The following is an 18804-nucleotide window of genomic DNA, read 5'->3' on the forward strand; positions in this document are numbered from 1 at the left end:
GTTGCATCCCCTGCATAGCTGGGGCTGCGTTGCAGCCCCAAAGCCCGTATCAGTCGAACACGACAGTCTTGTTGCCGTGCACCAGCACGCGGTCTTCCAAGTGATAGCGCAGGCCACGGGCAAGCACCATCTTCTCGACATCGCGACCGAAGCGGACCATGTCCTCGATGCTGTCGGCATGGCTCACACGTACCACGTCCTGCTCGATGATCGGGCCTGCGTCCAGCTCTTCAGTCACGTAGTGGCAAGTAGCACCGATCAGCTTCACCCCACGCAGGGCGGCCTGGTGGTAAGGCTTGGCACCGACGAACGACGGCAGGAAGCTGTGGTGGATGTTGATGACTTTTTCGGCGTAATCCTGGCACAACTGCGGTGGCAGGATTTGCATGTAACGCGCCAGCACCACCACATCGGCCGCATGTTCCTGAACCAGGCGCGACACTTCAGCAAACGCAGGCGCCTTGTCTTTCGGGTCGACCGGTACATGGAAGAACGGGATGCCGTGCCACTCGACCATGCTGCGCAGATCGTTGTGGTTGGAAATCACGCAGGGGATCTCGCAATCCAGTTCATCGGTGTGCCAGCGGTGCAACAGGTCAGCCAGGCAGTGGGATTCGCGGCTCGCCATCAGCACCACGCGCTTTTTCTGAGCCGAGTCAGTAATGCGCCAGGCCATGGAAAACTCTTCGGCGATCGGCGAGAAGGCTTCACGGAAGGCCTCGATACCAAATGGCAGCGATTCGGCGCGGATTTCATGGCGCATGAAGAACCAGCCACTCTGCTCATCGGAGTGGTGGCTCGCTTCGTTGATCCAGCCATTGTACAAAGCCAGGAAATTACTGACTTTCGCCACGATACCAACACGGTCGGGGCAAGCGATCACCAGACGATAGGTGCGCATGAATAAGACTCCAGAACTTCGCAAAGGCGCTCATTCTAGCGGCCCGCCCGGAAAAACGCAGTAATCATTGCACCCCACCGCCGCCCGCCTCCTCGCTTACACGCAAGCTGCGGCACGCTGCAACAGCGAGGGTGAAACATGACGAATTGCGGGGCCTTATGTAAATATTTTTTTAACCTTGAGATATTTTGTCACAGCGACATAAACAGTTGAGGAACTGATTAATAGGTTTACTTGAGAGTTTCGCCTGTCTATTATTGCTCCACACATTTCCGAACACGCATTAAGGAACACTCCATGTCCCTGATCAACGAATACCGCGCCACCGAAGAAGCCATCAAGGAACTTCAGGCCCGCCTGGCCAACCTGTCGCAGGATGACAAGCTGAAAAAAGAACTGGAGTTCGAAGGCAAACTGCGCACCCTGATGGGCGAATACTCCAAATCGCTGCGCGACGTCATTGCCCTGCTCGACCCGGAGTCGAAACTGAGCAAAGGGCCACGTGGCGCCGTCAAGACCACCGCCACCAAACGTGCGCGCAAGGTCAAGCAATACAAAAACCCGCACAATGGTGAAGTGATCGAAACCAAAGGCGGCAACCACAAAACCCTGAAAGAGTGGAAAGCCAAATGGGGTGGCGATGTGGTTGAAAGCTGGGCGACCCTGCTGGACTGATTGTCCGCTCGATCGCTGTACTGCTAAAAACAAAAACGCCGGCACGATGCCGGCGTTTTTGTTTGCTTGTATAAAACCACTCAAACACTGATGGCAAACTGCTCCGCCAGTTGTCGGGCATGCGCCTGCCAGGCATCCAGCACCTGACGCCCGGCCTCGTCCGCGTTGGCCCAGGCGCTTTGGCGCGCCTGCTCGAAGTCACCCAGCGTGTTGGGTGCACCCCAATGCGGATCGCTCAGCCGCTGCTGGCAGAAACCATACCAGCGTTGCCGCTCTTCGCTATTCAAGGTTTCCGGGAAGTTGCGCGCCCGATACCGGAACAACAACTCAGGCATGCGCGGGTCATCGAACATCCAGTGGCCTTGCCCCAACTGTGCAGGGTCCAGCGTTCTTACTTGTTCGCACAGCCGGCGGTCGCGGTCGCCGAGAAACCCTTCATACAATTGCTGTTCCGGATCGTCACTCGGAACAAAGTCGTCCTTGCCGTAAATGTGTTCCAGCTTGTGTTGCCAAGCATTCTGTTGATTGGCCAACTCTTCAGCGCGTGATTGCACGAGCGCCAAATCGATACCGAGCCGTTGCTGATCGGCCGCGCGCAATACCGAGAGCGGCGCCACTACCGGGCAGCGATTGATCTGCACCAACTTCAGCGGTATGGGTAATTGCCCGTCAGACAATTCCTCACGACGCGTGTACAAACGTTCACGAAGCACCTCGGCACTTTCCCTTAATAAGGGTAGGGTTTCCTGTTGCAGGTCGCACACAATCAGCGCGTTGCGATTACGTGGGTGCCAGGCCAAAGGCAAGACCACCCCCAGATAATTGCGCGCCGCCGAGAACCGCCCCGATATATGCACCAACGGCTGCAGCAGACGGATTTGCTCCATCACTTTGTGCTTGCTGCGCAACTGGAACAGCCACTCATACAACTTGGGTTGCTTGTGCCGGATCAGACGCGCCAGTGCGATGGTGGCCCGCACGTCGGAAAGTGCCTCGTGTGCATGCCCATGCTCGATGCCATTGGCCTTGCTGAGCAGTTCAAGACGCAGGCTGGTGCGCCCGTCCTGTTGCGGCCAGACGATGCCTTCAGGGCGAAGGGCATAAGCAGTGCGTACCACATCGATCAAGTCCCAGCGGCTATTGCCGCCCTGCCACTCCCGGGCATAGGGGTCGAAGAAGTTGCGGTACAGGCTGTAGCGGGTAACCTCGTCGTCGAAGCGCAAGGTGTTGTAACCGGCGCCGCAGGTCCCCGGGAGGGCCAGTTGCGCGTGCACCCGCGTCATGAACTCGGCTTCGCACAGGCCTTGGCTGGCCAGTTGCTGCGGGGTGATACCCGTCACCAGGCAGGCCGCCGGGTGCGGCAGGATATCGTCGCTGGGGCGGCAATAAAGACTGATCGGCTCGTCGATCTCATTGAGCTCGAAGTCGGTGCGCACTCCGGCCACCTGCAACGGCCTGTCGCAGCGCGGGTTGATACCGGTGGTTTCGTAGTCGTGCCAGAAAATGCTAGAGGTCACGGGGACGTCCTGATCAAAGGTCGCCCCGATTCTAGCGGACATGGCCTCAGACGGAAGCGTTGGCCGGGTGGAAACTGAAATAGTCGCGCAACGAGCGCACGAATTCGTCGTATTCGCGTGGTGCCTGCAGCAGCATGAAGCCCGAATCGTAATGGCCAGGCGTCTGGTCCTCACGGCACCACAGGCAACTGGCGGTCAGGTTGATGAACTGAAAGCCGCCACCGGGCAGCGGCAGGCGCAACTGCAACTCGAAATCCGGCCCTACCAGCACCGGTAACTGGCTGATCAACATCAAGCCATCTTCCGAGGCATTGCCCAGCTGCCCGATCGGCTGATCGGTAAAGCGGTTGAAGACCTTCAGTACGCAAGGTAACTGATGGCGTTCGATATGACGCTGATTGAACATGGTCACAATTGCAGTCCGTACCCGATGCCAGGAATACGAGGTACTGGCGGTTGTTGTAACAACTGAGTTACAGGTTAACGCAGCGCACGCGGCAAATCCCGTGAAATAAACGATACCTTGGTGTTAACGCCAAGGAGAGGTATTCACCGGGCTGGCCATCGCACCCTCGCCAGCGCGGTAGTGGCCCAGCTTCTCCAGAGTCTGCAGTCGCGCCTTGGCCCGGTAGGCATACTCGTTGCGCGGATACTGCTGGATCAGGTATTCGTAGGTTTGTGCTGCGTCCACGAAAAGCTTCTGGCGCTCCAGGCACTGACCCCGCAGCAACGACACTTCCGGATGGATGAACGGCCGCGCGCGGCTGGTACGGTCGACCTGTGACAGCTCGAGCATGACCCGCTGGCAATCGCCTCGGTCGTACGCACGATAGGCGTTGTTCAGATGGTGGTCCATGGACCAGCGGGTACAGCCGACGGCGCTGGCCGCCAGGGCAAAAACGATCAGGGCTCGCATGGGGATCTCCTTTAATAAAGAGTATATCGGCGTGCCGGTATATTTCTTCAGCTTGCAACTTGCAGCTTGCAGCTGCCCTATCGTACCCGCCTGCAGGTAGTGCAACGGAACAATGACTACAGGGCGATTCAGGAGTAGCCTTTCGCTGCGCTTCACTATAGGAGTCTGTGCATGACCATCCGCCGTACCAAAATCGTCGCCACCCTCGGCCCCGCCAGCAATTCGCCGCAAGTGATCGAACAACTGATCCTCGCCGGCCTGGACGTGGCACGCCTGAACTTTTCCCACGGCACCCCGGACGAGCACAAGGCGCGCGCCCGCCTGATCCGTGAAATCGCTGCCAAGAACGGCCGCCATGTCGCATTGCTGGGCGACCTGCAGGGTCCGAAGATCCGCATCGCCAAGTTCAGCAACAAGCGCATCGAACTGAAGATCGGTGACAAGTTCACCTTCTCCACCGCCCACCCGCTGACCGAAGGCAACCAGGACATCGTCGGTATCGACTATCCCGACCTGGTCAAGGACTGCGGCGTTGGTGACGAACTGCTGCTCGACGACGGCCGTGTGGTCATGCGCGTCGAGACCGCTACCGCAGATGCACTGCACTGCGTGGTGATCATCGGTGGCCCGCTGTCGGACCACAAAGGCATCAACCGCAAAGGTGGCGGCCTGACCGCGCCGGCCCTGACCGAAAAAGACAAGGCCGACATCAAGCTGGCCGCGGAAATGGACCTGGACTACCTGGCCGTGTCCTTCCCGCGTGACGCCAGCGACATGGAATATGCCCGCAAGCTGCGCGACGAGTCCGGCGGCAGCGCCTGGCTGGTGGCCAAGATCGAGCGTGCCGAAGCCGTTGCCGACGACGAAACCCTCGACAAGCTGATCGCCGCCTCCGATGCCGTGATGGTTGCCCGTGGCGACCTGGGCGTGGAAATCGGCGACGCCGAGCTGATCGCCATCCAAAAGAAGATCATCCAGCACGCACGCCGCAACAACAAGGCGGTGATCGTGGCGACCCAGATGATGGAGTCGATGATCCAGAACCCGATGCCGACCCGCGCCGAAGTGTCCGACGTGGCCAACGCCGTGCTGGACAACACCGATGCGGTGATGCTGTCGGCCGAAAGCGCCGCCGGTTCCTACCCGATCGAAGCGGTACAGGCCATGGCGCGCATCTGCCTGGGCGCTGAAAAGCACCCGACCAGCCAGAAGTCCAGCCACCGCCTGCACACCACCTTCGAGCGCTGCGACGAAAGCATCGCCCTGGCGGCCATGTACACCGCCAACCACTTCCCCGGCGTCAAGGCGATCATCGCCCTCACCGAGAGTGGCTACACCCCGCTGATCATGTCGCGCCTGCGCTCGCACGTGCCGATCTACGCACTGTCGCCGCACCGCGCTACCCAGGCGCGCGCGTCGATGTTCCGCGGCGTCTACCCGATCGCGTTCGACCCGGCTTCGCTGCCGGCCGACAAGGTCAGCCAGGCGGCGGTCGACGAACTGCTCAAGCGTGGCCTGGTGGCGCAAGGTGACTGGGTGATCCTGACCAAGGGCGACAGCTACCACACCATCGGTGGTACCAACGGCATGAAGATCCTGCATGTCGGTGATCCGCTGGTCGGCTGATCTGCCTCAACCGGCGCCGCTCTGCGGCGCCGGTTCAATCACTGCACACTGTCTTCAGGCATGCTCGACGAACACATCGGCAAATACCTGATTCCTCGGTACCCCCGCAATGAACAGCCGCCGCGCGAACCGCTCCACACTTCCCGGCGAGCCACACACCAGCGCAATGGTCTGCCGCGATGATGGCCGCAATGTCGCCAGCGCTGCATCCAGCTGATCCGCCAGTACCCGCTCGACAATCACGCCTTCGATCTGCATCAACGGCTCAGCCAGGTAATGCCCGGCGTCATCATGCGCCACATGCATCACCCTGATCTCCCCCCGATGCCCCTGCCGCACCGCCTCGCGCAAGATGCCCCACAATGGCGCAAGCCCGGTACCTGCTGCCAGCAACCATAGCGCCCGCCCCTGCCAGTCCAGGTCGTAATGCAGCGCCCCACCGCGCAGTTCCCCCAGGCGCAGCGTATCGCCAACTTGCAAACCACGGGCCTTGTCGCAAAAGGCGCCCGGGCGCTGGCAGTCGATATGGAACTCAAGGAAGTCATCTTCGCCCGGCAGGCTTGCCAATGAATAGGGCCGGGCCACCGCACCGTTCCACAGCACCACATGCTGACCGGCCTGATAACGCAATGCCTGCTCCGGCCGCAGGCGCAAGCGCAGCACATCACCGAACCAGTCCAGCGCACAGACCTGTGCAGAGATGCCGTCCTGCAGGGGGTCGAACACCGCTACGCGCAGGTCGTCAATCACCCGGCACTGGCATGCCAACCGCCAGCCCTGTGCGTGTTTTTCCAGCGCCAGGGCCTCGGGCCGTGCATCGGCGGGTTGCCCGTCCAGGCAATGCACCAGGCAGGCGTGACAGCTACCTGCACGGCAGCTGTAAGGCACATTCAGCCCCGCGTCGTTCAGGGCATCGAGCAGATTGCTGCCGGTGGGCACCGTCCAGCGGCGCTCGCCCACACAGAGTTCAGGCATGGTCATCACTTCTCCGGCTATACATCGCCACTCTAAGGCAAGCCGGCATCGGCAGCAAAAAGGATGCCCGTCGCCTGCAGACCATGGTCCAGACCACACGCAGGTGTTTCGCAGGCACAGGCGCGCTATACTGCCGCGCCTTTTTGCGTCGGCCTGACCTGTCGACGCCTTGCCAGGCGTTTCGACACGCAGGTGTGCAGTGTCGGAAGGCCTTTACGAATGTTCCCGTCTTTAAGAGGAGCGCGCTGCATGACCGTGATCAAGCAAGACGACCTGATTCAGAGCGTCGCCGACGCCCTGCAATTCATTTCGTACTACCACCCCGTCGATTTCATCCAGGCGATGCACGAGGCCTACCTGCGTGAAGAGTCGCCTGCCGCGCGCGACTCCATCGCCCAGATCCTGATCAACTCGCGCATGTGCGCCACCGGCCACCGGCCGATCTGCCAGGATACCGGTATCGTCACCGTATTCGTGCGCGTCGGCATGGACGTGCGCTGGGACGGCGCCACCCTGAGCGTCGACGACATGATCAACGAAGGTGTGCGTCGCGCCTACAACCTGCCTGAAAACGTTCTGCGCGCTTCGATCCTGGCCGACCCGGCCGGTGCCCGCAAGAACACCAAGGACAACACTCCAGCCGTCATCCACTACTCGATCGTCCCTGGCGACAAGGTCGAAGTCGATGTGGCAGCCAAAGGCGGCGGCTCGGAAAACAAGTCGAAGATGGCCATGCTCAACCCGTCCGACTCGATCGTCGACTGGGTCCTGAAGACCGTCCCGACCATGGGTGCCGGCTGGTGCCCGCCTGGCATGCTCGGTATCGGCATCGGCGGTACCGCCGAAAAAGCCGCAGTCATGGCCAAGGAAGTGTTGATGGAGTCCATCGACATCCATGAACTCAAAGCCCGTGGCCCGCAGAACCGCCTCGAAGAGATCCGCCTGGAGCTGTTCGAGAAGGTCAACCAGCTGGGCATCGGCGCCCAGGGCCTGGGTGGCCTGACCACCGTGCTCGATGTCAAGATCATGGACTACCCGACCCACGCCGCATCCCTGCCGGTGTGCATGATCCCCAACTGCGCCGCCACCCGTCACGCGCATTTCGTGCTCGACGGCTCCGGCCCGGCCGAGCTGGAAGCCCCGTCGCTGGACGCCTACCCGGAAATCGTCTGGGAAGCCGGCCCGAGCGCCCGCCGCGTCAACCTCGACGACATCACCCCGGAAGAAGTGGCCAGCTGGAAGCCGGGCGAGACCATCCTGCTCAACGGCAAGATGCTCACCGGCCGCGATGCCGCGCACAAGCGCATGGTCGAGATGCTCAACCGTGGCGAAGCGCTGCCGGTTGACCTCAAAGGCCGCTTCATCTACTACGTCGGCCCGGTCGACCCGGTCGGTGACGAAGTGGTAGGCCCGGCTGGCCCGACCACCGCCACCCGGATGGACAAGTTCACCCGCCAGATCCTTGAACAGACCGGCCTGCTGGGCATGATCGGCAAGTCCGAGCGTGGCCCGACCGCCATCGAAGCGATCAAGGACAACAAGGCCGTTTACCTGATGGCCGTCGGCGGCGCTGCCTACCTGGTGGCCCAGGCGATTCGCAAGTCCAAGGTTCTGGCCTTCGCCGAACTGGGCATGGAAGCGATCTACGAGTTCGAAGTCAAAGACATGCCAGTCACCGTCGCGGTGGACAGCAACGGTGAGTCGGTGCACATCACCGGCCCTGCGCTGTGGCAGAGCAAGATCGCCGAAAGCCTGGCGGTAGAAGTCAAGTAAGCGGTATCGGGGCTGCTTTGCAGCCCCGATCGTTCATGCACCCCTATGGTTCACTGGCAGCCCGCCACGCGGATCATATGGGTAGTTCCTTGAGCCAGAATGACATGATCTTGTTGCTGCTTTCCTGTTCGCCCAAATCGCGCCAAGCGTAATGAGTGCGCAGGGATGGGTCATGCAGGAAGCCCCGGTTTCGCCAGAAACCGTGCAATGGCTTGTAGTTGGCAGGCCGTCTGGGGTGCATGCCAGGGCGCTCGACGGTGCAGAATGCGCAGTAGTCGAATTCGGCCAGCTTGTGCGCGTAGGACTCACGCTCGATGAAGAAGCGCACACCCAGGCCTTGGCCACGATATTCGGGCAGCACCAGCGATTCGCCGAAATAGTACACGCTGGCAGGGTCGCGCCCCTGCGCCAGGAACGGCTGCTGAAACTTGGGCGCAACGTCCACCAGTGGCAGGCCGGTCGAGGCGCCAACCACACGCCCATCGTCCAGGGCCAGCACTACCAGGCTGCGGCCGGAGCGGGCATAGGCTGCCATGTGCTCGGCCTCAAACTCTACTGTGCCGTCATACAGATAGGGGAACTCGCGCAACACAGTCAGGCGCAGGCGAGCGAGGTCATCGATGTAAGGCGCGATAGCGGCACCGTGCAACAGGCGTATTTCCATGCTTGGCGGTCGTTCTGTCGAGGTGGGTGACGCGCTCGGCTAAGCCGGGCTTGAGGGGAAACCCTAACATCCGTACCAATGCCCCACCTTTTCCCCACACGACAGGAACTGTTCCAGGACCGCTACCGAACGGGTAAATGCCCACTACGCAGCTTTCAATGCCGGTGCACCCCAGCTTTCCTTGACTCGCTCAGCTGATACGCGTCCCCAGCACCTTGAGGAAGGCCGCAAGCCATGCCGGGTGCGCCGGCCACGCAGGAGCCGTCACCAGGTTGCCATCTACGTGAGCCTGGTCCACGGCGATGTCGATGAACTTCCCCCCTGCCAGACGTACCTCCGGCGCACACGCCGGATACGCACTGCACTCACGCCCTTCCAGCACGCCAGCCGCCGCCAGCAACTGCGCACCATGGCAAACCGCCGCAATCGGCTTGCCGGCCTGATCAAAAGCCTTTACCAGCGCCAGCACACGCTCATCCAGGCGCAAGTACTCCGGAGCTCGGCCACCTGGGATCAGCAAGGCGTCGTAGCTTTCGGCACGGACCTGGACGAAATCATGGTTCAGGGCAAAGTTGTGGCCTGGCTTCTCGCTGTAGGTCTGCTCGCCTTCAAAATCGTGGATCGCCGTGCGCACCGTCTGGCCCGCGATTTTTTCCGGGCACACCGCATGCACCGTGTGGCCCACCATGCTCAAGGCCTGGAAAGGCACCATCGCCTCGTAGTCCTCGACGTAGTCGCCCACCAGCATGAGAATCTTCTTCGCAGTCATCGCATCCACTCCTTCGGTAGTTTGGGGAACAACCACTGCACGATAGTCTGCTTCAGTCGCGACGGTCGAGCAGGTTGACCACAAGGCGGTCGAGCCAGCCCCACACCCGCTGCTTCACGCGGCGCCACAACGGCCGGGCGTGCCAGTGGTCAAGATCGACCTCGTCACTCAGGCTGAAGTCGCGCTCGAAGCTGGCGACCACGGCGGCCGTCAGCGGCGGGTCCAATGCCTCGACGTTGGCCTCCAGGTTGAAGCGCAGGTTCCAGTGATCGAAGTTGCACGAGCCGACGCTGACCCAATCATCCACCAGCGCCATCTTCAGGTGCAGGAAGCACGGCTGGTATTCGTAGATACGTACCCCCGCGCGTAATAAACGAGGGTAGTAACGATGACCGGCGTAGCGTACCGAGGGGTGATCGGTCCGCGGGCCGGTGAGCAGCAGGCGCACATCGACACCCTTGCCTGCCGCCCGGCGCAGCGAGCGGCGCACGCTCCAGGTAGGCAAAAAGTAAGGTGTGGCCAGCCAGACCCGCTGTTTACCGCTGTTGAGCGCACGCACCAGCGAATGCAGGATGTCACGGTGCTGGCGGGCGTCGGCATAGGCCACCCGGCCCATGCCCTGGCCCTGCACCGGCACCTTGGGCAGGCGCGGCAGGCCGAAGCCTTCAGCGGGGCGCCAGGCCGTACGGCGGTTGTTGGCCTGCCACTGGCGGTTGAACAGTAGCTGCCAATCACTGACCACCGGGCCGCGCATCTGCACCATCACCTCATGCCACTCGCTGGTCGCTTCACCCGGCGTCCAGAACTCATCGGTGACACCGGTACCACCGACCACCGCCAAGCGCTCGTCAACCAGCAGCAACTTGCGATGGTCGCGATACAGGTTGCGCACGCCGCGGCGCCAGCGCAGGCGGTTGTACCAGCGCAGGTACACACCGGCATCCAGCAGGCGTTGGCGCAAAACAGCATTGAAAGCCAACGAGCCGTAGTCGTCGAACAGGCAACGCACGCGTACACCGCGCCGGGCCGCCTGCTCCAGTGCCTGGACCACCGCCTCGGCGCAGGCACCAGCCTCGACCAGGTACAGCTCAAGATCGACCTGGGCTTGAGCACCCTCGATCGCCTGGAGCATGCGTGGAAAGAATTCGGGGCCGTCGATCAGCAGTTCGAACTGGTTGCCATCGCGCCAGGGAAAGACCGGCCCCGGCATGTCAGCGGGCGTTGAAAATCAGCACCGCATTGACCGGTACCGTCGGGTTGATGGATTTGAGCTTGGCGAACTTGCGCAAGGTTTCCAGGCCGGGCAGCAGGCCGAAGTCGTGGGCGTGCAGTATCAACGGTTCGAGGGTCACCACCTGGAAGCGCCGCGCATCGAGGCGGGTTGCCAGCAACAAGGCGTTGTAGCTGTGCGACTGGCCATGCAGCGTAACGGTCAGTGGCAGGCGCAATTCGACCTGCGCGCCGTCGGCCAGGTCGTTTATCGGCCGCAGGTCGAGTTGGGCCTTGACCGTCGCTTCGGCAAAGCGGCCGACCTCGAACAGGTCGTCACGCATGCGCTCGTCCCGTAACGGGATACCACTGCTCACCGAGTCCATTTCGATACGCAGCCCGGCTGTGCCCTTGCGGTCGACGGTGCCATGCAGTACCAGAAAACGATGGACCTCGGCCGTATCGCCGTCCTTGCCGGTGACGAATGAAAGGCGTGAGGATTCACCATCGAGGTGCCAATTGGCGTGGGCGGGCAGGCACAGAGCCAGCAACAGTGCGGGTAGAAGACGGGGCAGCTTGAACATGACAGATCTCGTGAAACCAGACCGTCAACCTTACCCGGCCGTCTTCATGGCAGCAAGCGGCAGCCAGCCTGCGCCCCCTGCCATGCCGCCTGATTGCGCTGGCCCAGGCCCGCTGCGACAACCAGACGCTGCTGGCTGTCCTCCTCCAGCATGCTCAACGGCAACCACTGCGCGACATAACCCCGGCAATACGCGGGGTCCAAGCCCATGACAAAACGGCAGGAGCAATATTCCTTGGCCGAATAAGCCGAAAGAATACCGGGGAAATCCGCCAATGCCTGGCGTTCCAGCCAGGCCCAGCCCAACAAGGCAACCATCACCAGCCCCAGCAGGCGCTTCATGCACCCTCCTTGGCCAGCGCTGCCAGCACACGCTTGAGCAGTTCGTTATGGTGGTAACTGCCATCACGGTCGTCGGCGTAGCGGACGATGACCAGCTTGTGGGTCGGCAGTATGTAAAGGGCCTGGCCCCAGTGGCCGAGGGCGGCATAGGTGTCTGCCGGCGCGTCAGGCCAAGGTGAAGCACTGCCCGGCAGTGGCTGGTTGAGCCACCAGTGGCCACCCGGGTTGGCTTCGCCGGGCAGCGGTGTAGCCTGGCTGAACAGGGTACGGTTGAAAGCAACCCAGCTTGCCGGCAGCAACTGGCGGCCACCCCAGCGTCCTTCACGCTGCATCAACAGGCCGATGCGCGCCAGGTCGCGGGCACTGAGGTAGAGGTAGGAAGAGCCAACGAAGGTGCCACTGCCATCGCGTTCCCAAACGGCGCTGTGAATGCCCAGAGGGGTGAACAGCGCCTGCCAGGGGTAGTCAGGGTAAGCACTGCCCTTGAGCATGCCGCGCAATGCGGCGGCCAGGACATTGCTGTCGCCACTCGAATAAATGAATCGCTGCCCGGGCTTTTCGGCGACGGGCCTTGAAGCGGTATAAGCCGCCATGTCATGGCGCCCGCGCGTGTAGAGCATGGCCACTACCGAGGATTTCAGCGGTGCGTATTCGTAGTCTTCCTGCCAGGCCAGGCCACTGGCCCAATGCAACAGATCGGCCAGACGCACGTCGGGGTGTGCCTGCATGGGCGGGTAAAAGCGGGCCGCAGGGTCCTGCAGTTGAAAACGCCCCTCACCTTGGGCCACGCCCAGCACTGTCGCCAGCACGCTTTTGCTCACCGACCAGGTCAGGTGGGCGGTTTTCGCGGTGGTAGGTGCGGCATACCGTTCGTGCAGGATACGGCCGTCACGGATGATCAGCAGGGCGTCGCTGCGAATGCCGCGGCGCTTGGTGGCGTCGCGTTCAGGGAAGGCATAGCTGTCGACAGCCTGCCAGTCGATGGCCGTGATGTCGGCCTGCCAATCCGGTAGGGGCCAGTCCTCTGCCCTGGCCGAACCGACCGCCACCGCCAGGATCAACAACCCTGCCCTCAACATAAACGCCTCTTGGGGCCGCAAGGCGACCCGGGTTTTCAACGGATCAGGCGATCCTGGCAGGCGTTCATGACAATCCGGCAGCCTCCCAAGCCTTGGCCAGGCGCTTTTCCCGAGCAGCCGTCGCCAGCGCCATCACCCCCTGATCACGCTGCCACAGCTGCGCCCATTGCGCCGGCCCGGCCGACAGCGCTTTGTCGATGGCCCCTTTCAGTGCCTGAAACTGCGCAAACAAGCCCGCCAACAACAAATGGCAGCCAACACTGTCGGCGCACTGGCGGCTGGCCTCGGCACAGCCGGCCAACAAGGCAATCAGGCGCAACCGCAGCTCCTGTTGCCAGTCGCATTCCTGCGCTACGCCATACAACCAGGCAACCATCGCCGCCAGTACGTACAAATCTTCCAGCGAGCGAAACGGTTTGACGTACGCATCCCAACCATCACCTGCCAACAACTCGCAGGCAGCCTGGTGCAGTTGCAGGCGCCCGTGGCCGACCTCAGGCATCAAAGGCAGGGTCGGCAACGCCTCCAGGGTCACTCCTGGCTCACCCGGATAAACCACTCCCAGGCTCAGGCGCGGTGCTTCACCCTGCCCTTCGCTGCGCGCCGCCACCAGCAGCCATTCGGCGTCAAGCCCGGCGGTCACGAAGTCCTTGCTGCCGGTCAGGCGTAAACCCTCCAGGCGCGTCTGCATGTCCGCAGGGCGCACGCTACGCCGCTCGGTGGCGCATAACGCGCCGAGACTGGCCGGGGCGCTAGGCCACAGCATGCGCAAGGCGGCCTGGTAGCCAATGAGAAACGCCAGGCCGGGTGTGGCCATGGCGCGCCCACCCAGCACCGCCAGCTCGAACGGCGTGCACCCACCGAGGCGCTCGAGCTGCGCGGCATATGCCTCACCCAAAGTACCGGCCATAGGCTGGCGGAACGGATCGTTGAGTCGTTGCAACCAGGCCATCGGACGCTCCTCGCTTGTCAGGGGGTGTCACGCAAGCATCACCAAAGGTTCACAGGGGTGACACCGCGCCTACCTAGGCTGACTTTGCACAACAAAGCCGACCGGCCGCAACCCTTCATGGCTGGCTTAGGGAGACTCGCAATGACTCGGACAGCTCGCTCTGGCGACAACAGCACTGAACGCCGTCTGCAAGCCGAACGCCTGGTCGGCGCCGCGGCCCTGCAGGAAGCACAGGCCCTGCGCTACAAAGTGTTCAGCGCAGAATTCAAGGCCAGGCTCAAGGGCGCTGAACTGGGCCTGGACATGGATGACTACGACGTACATTGCCGGCACATCGGTGTACGCGACCTGAACACCGGCGAACTGGTCGCCACCACCCGCCTGCTCGACCATCAGGCCGCCAGCAGCCTGGGGCGCTTCTACAGCGAAGAAGAATTCAGCCTGCATGGCCTGCTGCAACTGCAAGGCCCAATCCTCGAACTGGGCCGCACCTGCGTCGACCCCGGCTACCGCAACGGCGGCACCATCGCTGTGCTCTGGGGTGAGCTGGCCGAAGTGCTCAATGAAGGCCGCTACAGCTACCTGATGGGCTGCGCGAGCATCCCCATGCAGGATGGCGGGGTTCAGGCCCATGCCATCATGCAACGCCTGCGTGAGCGTTACCTGTGCAACGAACACCTGCGTGCGGAGCCAAAGAACCCGCTGCCCACCCTGGCCCTGCCGAACAACGTCATCGCCGAAATGCCGCCGCTGCTGAAGGCCTACATGCGCCTGGGTGCGAAGATCTGCGGTGAACCCTGTTGGGATGAGGACTTCCAGGTGGCCGACGTGTTCATCCTGCTCAAGCGTGATGACCTCTGCCCACGTTACGCCCGCCACTTCAAGGCAGCGGTCTGATGCCCAAACTGCGGGTGTTCGCCCGCCTCGCAAGGCTGTTGCTGGTACTGCTTTTCGGCATGCTCATGGCCAGCGTGATCGCCATCGGTGAACGCATGGGCATGAAGGCCTCCATCGAGCGCCGCCAGCGCTGGACCTGCCTGTTCATGAAACGCCTGGTCGCTGCCCTGCCCTTCGACGTGCGGGTAATCGGTGAACTGCCCAAACGGCCGATGTTGTGGGTCAGCAACCACGTGTCCTGGACCGATATCCCGCTGCTCGGCATGCTGCTGCCGCTGTCGTTTCTGTCCAAGGCCGAAGTCCGCCACTGGCCCGTGGCTGGCTGGCTGGCGGAGAAAGCCGGCACATTGTTCATCCGCCGCGGCGGCGGCGATAGCCAGCGCTTGCGTGAACAGATCAGCGCACAACTGGGCGACGCCAGGCCGCTGTTGATCTTCCCCGAGGGCACCACCACCGACGGGCGCCAGTTGCGCACCTTCCATGGGCGTTTGCTGGCAGGCGCCATCGATCAGGGTGTGGCGGTGCAGCCTGTTGCCATTGAGTACCTGCGCAACGGCGAGGCTGACCTGGTTGCGCCGTTCATCGGTGATGATGACCTCGTGTCACACCTGATGCGGCTGTTCGCCGAGCCGCGGGGTGAGGTGTGCATCCACCTGTTGCAGCCGATCAGCAGCGTGGACAAAGAACGCGCGGCGTTGGCATTTCAGGCGCAACAGGCTATCCAGATGGCGTTGTTCGGGGTTGGCGAAGTCGAGGTGGCAGCGCGCCGGCAGGCCCGTGCTGCTTGATGCCTGATTGGCAGTACACCGCTATCGGCCAGATCTCTGTGCGGCGGCAAACGTCTGCAACTGCGGATAGAACTCACGGAAATCAGCCAGCAACGGCTCGTACAACCGCTCAAGCTCCGCCATCACACCCATCATGCCTTCAGGCCGGGACAAGCGTCGCCCAATGCCGTTGAAGACCTGCTCCAGGGTGGAAAAATCGCCATACGCCCCCAGCCAGTCATCTGCGGCCATCAAGGGCGCAATGCGCGCCAGCCGCCCTGGCAACTCGGGCTCGGCCAGCAACACGCGATAGAACGCACCGGTGAACTGCTCCAGCGGCTGTTCGGCATAGTCGCCCCAGTGTTGCGCCAGGCAATGGTCGAAGAACACATCCACAATGATCCCGGCATAGCGGCGCCGCTCCCGGGGGAACCGCGCCAGCGCCGCCAATACCAACGGGTGCTGATCGGTGTAGCTGTCGATGTGCCGATGCAGCCGAATGGCAGCCTCCAGCGTCGGCGCAAAGCGCCCCTCCAGCGAGCCTTTGACGAAATCGCCGTACAGGCTGCCAAGCAGTTGTTGCGGCGCCGGGCCGCCCAGGTGCAGGTGTGCGAGGTAATTCATGGGCGCAGTTTAGCACTGCGCATCCGTATATCGTTATAACGCGATATAACGATTCGCGCTCAGCTCAGAACCACTTCATATTTCTATATCGCGAAATACCGATTTATATTTCGTCATATCGCGATATACCGCTACACCACGAGCCCCACACCATGCCTCTCGATCTCGACGACATAATAAAAGCCCTGGCCCACCCGGTCCGGCGAGAAATCCTCAACTGGCTGAAAGACCCGGCAGCGCACTTTCCCGCCCAGCACCACAGCACCGAGCACGGTGTCTGTGCCGGCCAGATCGATCAACGCTGCGGCCTGTCGCAGTCGACCGTTTCTGCCCACCTGGCAACGTTGCAGCGCGCAGGCCTGATCAGCAGCCAGAAGATCGGCCAGTGGCATTTTTTCAAACGCGACGAAGCCACCATCCAGGCGTTCCTCGAACAACTGCGCCAAGCGCTTTGACAAGGTAGGTAACCCGTTATGACCACGCTTTTCGATCCGATCACACTGGGCGATGTGCAACTGCCCAACCGCATCATCATGGCGCCGCTCACCCGCTGCCGCGCCGACGAAGGCCGGGTGCCCAACGCGCTGATGGCCGAGTACTACGTGCAGCGCGCCAGCGCCGGGCTGATCCTCAGTGAAGCGACCTCGGTCTCTGCCATGGGCGTCGGCTACCCTGATACGCCAGGCATCTGGAACGACCAGCAGGTACGCGGCTGGAACAACGTGACCAAGGCCGTGCACGGCGCGGGCGGTCGTATATTCCTGCAGTTGTGGCATGTTGGCCGCATTTCCCACCCCAGCTATTTGAACGGTGAACTGCCGGTGGCTCCCAGCGCCATCCAGCCCAAGGGCCATGTCAGCCTGGTGCGCCCGATCACCGAATACCCGACCCCACGGGCCTTGGAAAGCGAAGAAATCGCCGACATCGTCGAGGCTTACCGCAGTGGCGCAGAGAACGCCAAGGCTGCCGGTTTCGATGGCGTGGAAATTCACGGTGCCAACGGCTATCTGCTCGACCAGTTCCTGCAGAGCAGCACCAACCAGCGCACCGACCGCTACGGTGGTTCACTGGAAAACCGTGCCCGCCTGCTGCTGGAGGTGACAGACGCCGCCATCGGCGTGTGGGGCGCAGGCCGTGTCGGCGTGCACCTTGCACCGCGCGCAGACTCCCATGACATGGGTGATGCCGACCGCGCCGAGACCTTCACCTATGTAGCGCGGGAACTGGGCAAGCGGGGTATCGCCTTCATCTGCTCTCGGGAGAAAGAAGCCGATGACAGTATCGGCCCGCTGATCAAAGCAGCGTTCGGTGGCCCTTACATCGTCAACGAGCGGTTCGACAAGGCCAGTGCCAATGCCGCGTTGGCCAGTGGCAAGGCGGATGCGGTGGCATTTGGCGTGCCGTTCATTGCCAACCCGGACCTGCCGGCACGGCTGGCAGCCGATGCGCCGCTGAACCAGGCGCACCCGGAGACCTTCTATGCAAAAGGGCCGGTGGGGTACATCGATTACCCGCGGCTGTAAGTCAGATCGCCGGGGCCGCTTTGCGGCCCTTCGCGACACAAGGCCGCCCCGACAGTCGACCGCTCAATTTCGTGTAGGAGCGGCCTTGTGTCGCGAAAGGAGGGCGAAGCCCTCCCCTAAGGCCCTAAGGCCCTAAGGCCGAGCATTGATCTGCTGCTGCAAATTCTGAATCTGGCTCTGCAAGGTGTTGAAGTTACGCGTGGTCTGCCCACGAAACGCATCGAACTCCTGCACCGAAGCGCCACTTGCTGGCGCCGCAGCCGGGCGATTGTCCACCTGGCTCTTCAATACCAGCACGTCCTGCTCCAGGCTCTCGATCGCCGCTTTCGGGTTGCCCTGCTTCTTCAGTGCGGCCACCTCCTCGCTAAGGCTCTTGAGCTGCCCATCGAGCTTGCCGCCATCCACCTGGCCTGACTTCAACGCCGCCAGCTCGGCATTCACCGCCTTCAACTGCGCCTGTAACTGGGTTTGCAGCTCAGTTACCGCCTTTTGCTGCTCGCGGGTATCGGCCAGCACCTGCTCCAGACGCTTGCCCAGGTCACCCGTCTGCCCGGCCACCCCCTGCTGTTGCTTGCCCTGCTCGGCCAGGCTGGCCTGCAGTTGGCGGATCTGCAGCTTGAGCGCCTCACTGCCGGTGCTGGTAGAGCTCTCGGTGGCAGCGACCTTGCCACTGATCGCCTGCAAGCGCCCCGCCGCTTCCTCGCTGATGCGCGCAAAGCTTTCCTGAGTGGCCACCAGTTGCTGCTCCATCAGCGAGATCTGCTGAAAGCTCCACCAGCCGAGCCCGGCCAGCGCGATGAACGAAGCCCCCAGCAACGCCCACAGTGGGCCGGTACTGGCGGGTCTGGTGGCCTTCTGGCGGTTGCGCGACACACGCGCCGGCAACAGTTCGTCGTCATCCGGGGTGCCGGCACGCAGGGTTGGCACATCATCAAAATCGTCGTGGGCATCGTTACGCATGGATAGTTTCAACCGCGGTAGTAGCAAAGAGACATGAGTATAAACCGCTCAC

General features: G+C 62.3%; 21 protein-coding genes. 7 read left to right on the plus strand and 14 right to left on the minus strand.

The genetic code is table 11. The features are described 5' to 3' along the window. Positions 1–49 precede the first annotated feature (49 nt). Entirely contained in the window at positions 50–901 is an 852-nt protein-coding gene (purU, locus tag IWW33_RS06285; protein ID WP_012312928.1) for a formyltetrahydrofolate deformylase, read from the minus strand. Positions 902–1198: 297 nt separating this feature from the next. Here purU and mvaT point away from each other — a divergent pair, with 297 nt between their 5' ends. Continuing rightward, positions 1199–1576, plus strand: a complete 378-nt coding sequence (gene mvaT / locus IWW33_RS06290) for a histone-like nucleoid-structuring protein MvaT (protein WP_012312927.1) — start codon at positions 1199–1201, stop codon at positions 1574–1576. A gap of 80 nt (positions 1577–1656) precedes the next feature. Here mvaT and sbcB read toward each other — a convergent pair whose 3' ends face one another. The 3 genes from sbcB to IWW33_RS06305 all read right to left on the minus strand — a co-directional run bounded on the left by sbcB (position 1657) and on the right by IWW33_RS06305 (position 4009). Beyond that, a complete protein-coding gene (gene sbcB / locus IWW33_RS06295) occupies positions 1657–3093 on the minus strand; it encodes an exodeoxyribonuclease I (RefSeq protein ID WP_046784900.1) in 1437 nt (478 codons plus the stop codon). Positions 3094–3139: 46 nt separating this feature from the next. Then, positions 3140–3499 (minus strand): PilZ domain-containing protein, encoded by a 360-nt coding sequence (locus tag IWW33_RS06300; protein ID WP_115275478.1) that lies wholly within the window; start codon positions 3497–3499, stop codon positions 3140–3142. Between the two features lie 123 nt (positions 3500–3622). Further along, positions 3623–4009, minus strand: coding sequence for a hypothetical protein (locus tag IWW33_RS06305; protein WP_046784899.1), 387 nt, complete (start codon positions 4007–4009; stop codon positions 3623–3625). A gap of 171 nt (positions 4010–4180) precedes the next feature. On the opposite strand from IWW33_RS06305, the gene pyk reads away from it, so the two are divergent. Beyond that, entirely contained in the window at positions 4181–5635 is a 1455-nt protein-coding gene (gene pyk / locus IWW33_RS06310; RefSeq protein ID WP_039604343.1) for a pyruvate kinase, read from the plus strand. 54 nt (positions 5636–5689) lie between these two features. Here pyk and IWW33_RS06315 read toward each other — a convergent pair whose 3' ends face one another. Then, positions 5690–6610: an iron-sulfur-binding ferredoxin reductase gene (locus IWW33_RS06315; RefSeq protein ID WP_174142080.1), complete on the minus strand. Its 921-nt coding sequence runs from the start codon at positions 6608–6610 to the stop codon at positions 5690–5692. 249 nt (positions 6611–6859) lie between these two features. On the opposite strand from IWW33_RS06315, the gene IWW33_RS06320 reads away from it, so the two are divergent. Then, positions 6860–8383 carry a fumarate hydratase gene (locus IWW33_RS06320; protein ID WP_016488901.1) on the plus strand — a complete coding sequence of 508 codons (1524 nt, stop codon included), beginning with the start codon at positions 6860–6862 and terminating at the stop codon, positions 8381–8383. A 73-nt stretch (positions 8384–8456) separates the two neighbouring features. Here the strand turns inward: IWW33_RS06320 and IWW33_RS06325 are convergent, their stop codons facing one another. The 7 genes from IWW33_RS06325 to IWW33_RS06355 form a co-directional block, all read right to left on the minus strand. After that, complete coding sequence (locus IWW33_RS06325; RefSeq protein WP_115273664.1) at positions 8457–9047, minus strand: GNAT family N-acetyltransferase; 591 nt, start codon at positions 9045–9047, stop codon at positions 8457–8459. Between the two features lie 190 nt (positions 9048–9237). After that, complete coding sequence (locus IWW33_RS06330) at positions 9238–9816, minus strand: DJ-1/PfpI family protein (RefSeq protein ID WP_012312917.1); 579 nt, start codon at positions 9814–9816, stop codon at positions 9238–9240. 52 nt (positions 9817–9868) lie between these two features. Continuing rightward, positions 9869–11026: a phosphatidylserine/phosphatidylglycerophosphate/cardiolipin synthase family protein gene (locus tag IWW33_RS06335; RefSeq protein WP_115273663.1), complete on the minus strand. Its 1158-nt coding sequence runs from the start codon at positions 11024–11026 to the stop codon at positions 9869–9871. A 1-nt stretch (position 11027) separates the two neighbouring features. Beyond that, entirely contained in the window at positions 11028–11609 is a 582-nt protein-coding gene (locus IWW33_RS06340) for a YceI family protein (protein ID WP_174142073.1), read from the minus strand. Positions 11610–11653: 44 nt separating this feature from the next. Continuing rightward, positions 11654–11950, minus strand: a complete 297-nt coding sequence (locus IWW33_RS06345; RefSeq protein ID WP_046784895.1) for a hypothetical protein — start codon at positions 11948–11950, stop codon at positions 11654–11656. Next, the gene (locus IWW33_RS06350) at positions 11947–13029 is read right to left on the minus strand and encodes a serine hydrolase (protein ID WP_174142074.1); all 1083 of its coding nucleotides are present in this window, start codon (positions 13027–13029) and stop codon (positions 11947–11949) included. The genes IWW33_RS06345 and IWW33_RS06350 overlap by 4 nt, the downstream gene beginning before the upstream one ends. A 64-nt stretch (positions 13030–13093) precedes the next feature. Continuing rightward, positions 13094–13981, minus strand: a complete 888-nt coding sequence (locus IWW33_RS06355) for an acyl-CoA dehydrogenase (protein WP_174142075.1) — start codon at positions 13979–13981, stop codon at positions 13094–13096. A 141-nt stretch (positions 13982–14122) separates the two neighbouring features. Here IWW33_RS06355 and olsB point away from each other — a divergent pair, with 141 nt between their 5' ends. Together olsB and IWW33_RS06365 are read left to right on the plus strand one after the other, a co-directional pair. Next, positions 14123–14878 (plus strand): L-ornithine N(alpha)-acyltransferase, encoded by a 756-nt coding sequence (gene olsB / locus IWW33_RS06360; protein WP_174142076.1) that lies wholly within the window; start codon positions 14123–14125, stop codon positions 14876–14878. Then, positions 14878–15666 (plus strand): lysophospholipid acyltransferase family protein, encoded by a 789-nt coding sequence (locus IWW33_RS06365; protein ID WP_174142077.1) that lies wholly within the window; start codon positions 14878–14880, stop codon positions 15664–15666. Before olsB ends, IWW33_RS06365 begins: the two co-directional genes overlap by 1 nt. A 21-nt stretch (positions 15667–15687) precedes the next feature. On the opposite strand, the gene IWW33_RS06370 is transcribed toward IWW33_RS06365, so the two are convergent. Then, entirely contained in the window at positions 15688–16269 is a 582-nt protein-coding gene (locus IWW33_RS06370; RefSeq protein ID WP_115273660.1) for an ACP phosphodiesterase, read from the minus strand. A 152-nt stretch (positions 16270–16421) separates the two neighbouring features. Here IWW33_RS06370 and IWW33_RS06375 point away from each other — a divergent pair, with 152 nt between their 5' ends. Both IWW33_RS06375 and IWW33_RS06380 read left to right on the plus strand, forming a co-directional pair. Continuing rightward, the gene (locus IWW33_RS06375) at positions 16422–16724 is read left to right on the plus strand and encodes a helix-turn-helix transcriptional regulator (RefSeq protein WP_046784889.1); all 303 of its coding nucleotides are present in this window, start codon (positions 16422–16424) and stop codon (positions 16722–16724) included. An 18-nt stretch (positions 16725–16742) separates the two neighbouring features. Further along, complete coding sequence (locus tag IWW33_RS06380) at positions 16743–17792, plus strand: alkene reductase (protein WP_046784888.1); 1050 nt, start codon at positions 16743–16745, stop codon at positions 17790–17792. 132 nt (positions 17793–17924) lie between these two features. Here IWW33_RS06380 and IWW33_RS06385 read toward each other — a convergent pair whose 3' ends face one another. Continuing rightward, complete coding sequence (locus tag IWW33_RS06385; RefSeq protein WP_046784887.1) at positions 17925–18752, minus strand: ATPase; 828 nt, start codon at positions 18750–18752, stop codon at positions 17925–17927. Positions 18753–18804 lie beyond the last annotated feature (52 nt).

The organism is Pseudomonas sp. M2 (genome assembly GCF_015751845.1).
Classification (GTDB): Bacteria; Pseudomonadota; Gammaproteobacteria; order Pseudomonadales; family Pseudomonadaceae; genus Aquipseudomonas; species Aquipseudomonas putida_E.

What these genes read in the sequence shown, in the direction of transcription:
- IWW33_RS06380 (WP_046784888.1), top strand. Translation starts at nt 16,743, where the DNA reads ATGACCACGCTTTTCGATCCGATCACACTGGGCGATGTGCAACTGCCC.
- purU (WP_012312928.1), bottom strand. Translation starts at nt 901, where the DNA reads ATGCGCACCTATCGTCTGGTGATCGCTTGCCCCGACCGTGTTGGTATC.
- IWW33_RS06365 (WP_174142077.1), top strand. Translation starts at nt 14,878, where the DNA reads ATGCCCAAACTGCGGGTGTTCGCCCGCCTCGCAAGGCTGTTGCTGGTA.
- IWW33_RS06370 (WP_115273660.1), bottom strand. Translation starts at nt 16,269, where the DNA reads ATGAATTACCTCGCACACCTGCACCTGGGCGGCCCGGCGCCGCAACAA.
- IWW33_RS06335 (WP_115273663.1), bottom strand. Translation starts at nt 11,026, where the DNA reads ATGCCGGGGCCGGTCTTTCCCTGGCGCGATGGCAACCAGTTCGAACTG.
- IWW33_RS06325 (WP_115273664.1), bottom strand. Translation starts at nt 9,047, where the DNA reads ATGGAAATACGCCTGTTGCACGGTGCCGCTATCGCGCCTTACATCGAT.
- IWW33_RS06345 (WP_046784895.1), bottom strand. Translation starts at nt 11,950, where the DNA reads ATGAAGCGCCTGCTGGGGCTGGTGATGGTTGCCTTGTTGGGCTGGGCC.
- IWW33_RS06315 (WP_174142080.1), bottom strand. Translation starts at nt 6,610, where the DNA reads ATGCCTGAACTCTGTGTGGGCGAGCGCCGCTGGACGGTGCCCACCGGC.
- IWW33_RS06350 (WP_174142074.1), bottom strand. Translation starts at nt 13,029, where the DNA reads ATGTTGAGGGCAGGGTTGTTGATCCTGGCGGTGGCGGTCGGTTCGGCC.
- IWW33_RS06340 (WP_174142073.1), bottom strand. Translation starts at nt 11,609, where the DNA reads ATGTTCAAGCTGCCCCGTCTTCTACCCGCACTGTTGCTGGCTCTGTGC.
- IWW33_RS06330 (WP_012312917.1), bottom strand. Translation starts at nt 9,816, where the DNA reads ATGACTGCGAAGAAGATTCTCATGCTGGTGGGCGACTACGTCGAGGAC.
- IWW33_RS06305 (WP_046784899.1), bottom strand. Translation starts at nt 4,009, where the DNA reads ATGCGAGCCCTGATCGTTTTTGCCCTGGCGGCCAGCGCCGTCGGCTGT.
- IWW33_RS06320 (WP_016488901.1), top strand. Translation starts at nt 6,860, where the DNA reads ATGACCGTGATCAAGCAAGACGACCTGATTCAGAGCGTCGCCGACGCC.
- olsB (WP_174142076.1), top strand. Translation starts at nt 14,123, where the DNA reads ATGACTCGGACAGCTCGCTCTGGCGACAACAGCACTGAACGCCGTCTG.
- pyk (WP_039604343.1), top strand. Translation starts at nt 4,181, where the DNA reads ATGACCATCCGCCGTACCAAAATCGTCGCCACCCTCGGCCCCGCCAGC.
- IWW33_RS06355 (WP_174142075.1), bottom strand. Translation starts at nt 13,981, where the DNA reads ATGGCCTGGTTGCAACGACTCAACGATCCGTTCCGCCAGCCTATGGCC.
- IWW33_RS06375 (WP_046784889.1), top strand. Translation starts at nt 16,422, where the DNA reads ATGCCTCTCGATCTCGACGACATAATAAAAGCCCTGGCCCACCCGGTC.
- IWW33_RS06385 (WP_046784887.1), bottom strand. Translation starts at nt 18,752, where the DNA reads ATGCGTAACGATGCCCACGACGATTTTGATGATGTGCCAACCCTGCGT.
- mvaT (WP_012312927.1), top strand. Translation starts at nt 1,199, where the DNA reads ATGTCCCTGATCAACGAATACCGCGCCACCGAAGAAGCCATCAAGGAA.
- IWW33_RS06300 (WP_115275478.1), bottom strand. Translation starts at nt 3,499, where the DNA reads ATGTTCAATCAGCGTCATATCGAACGCCATCAGTTACCTTGCGTACTG.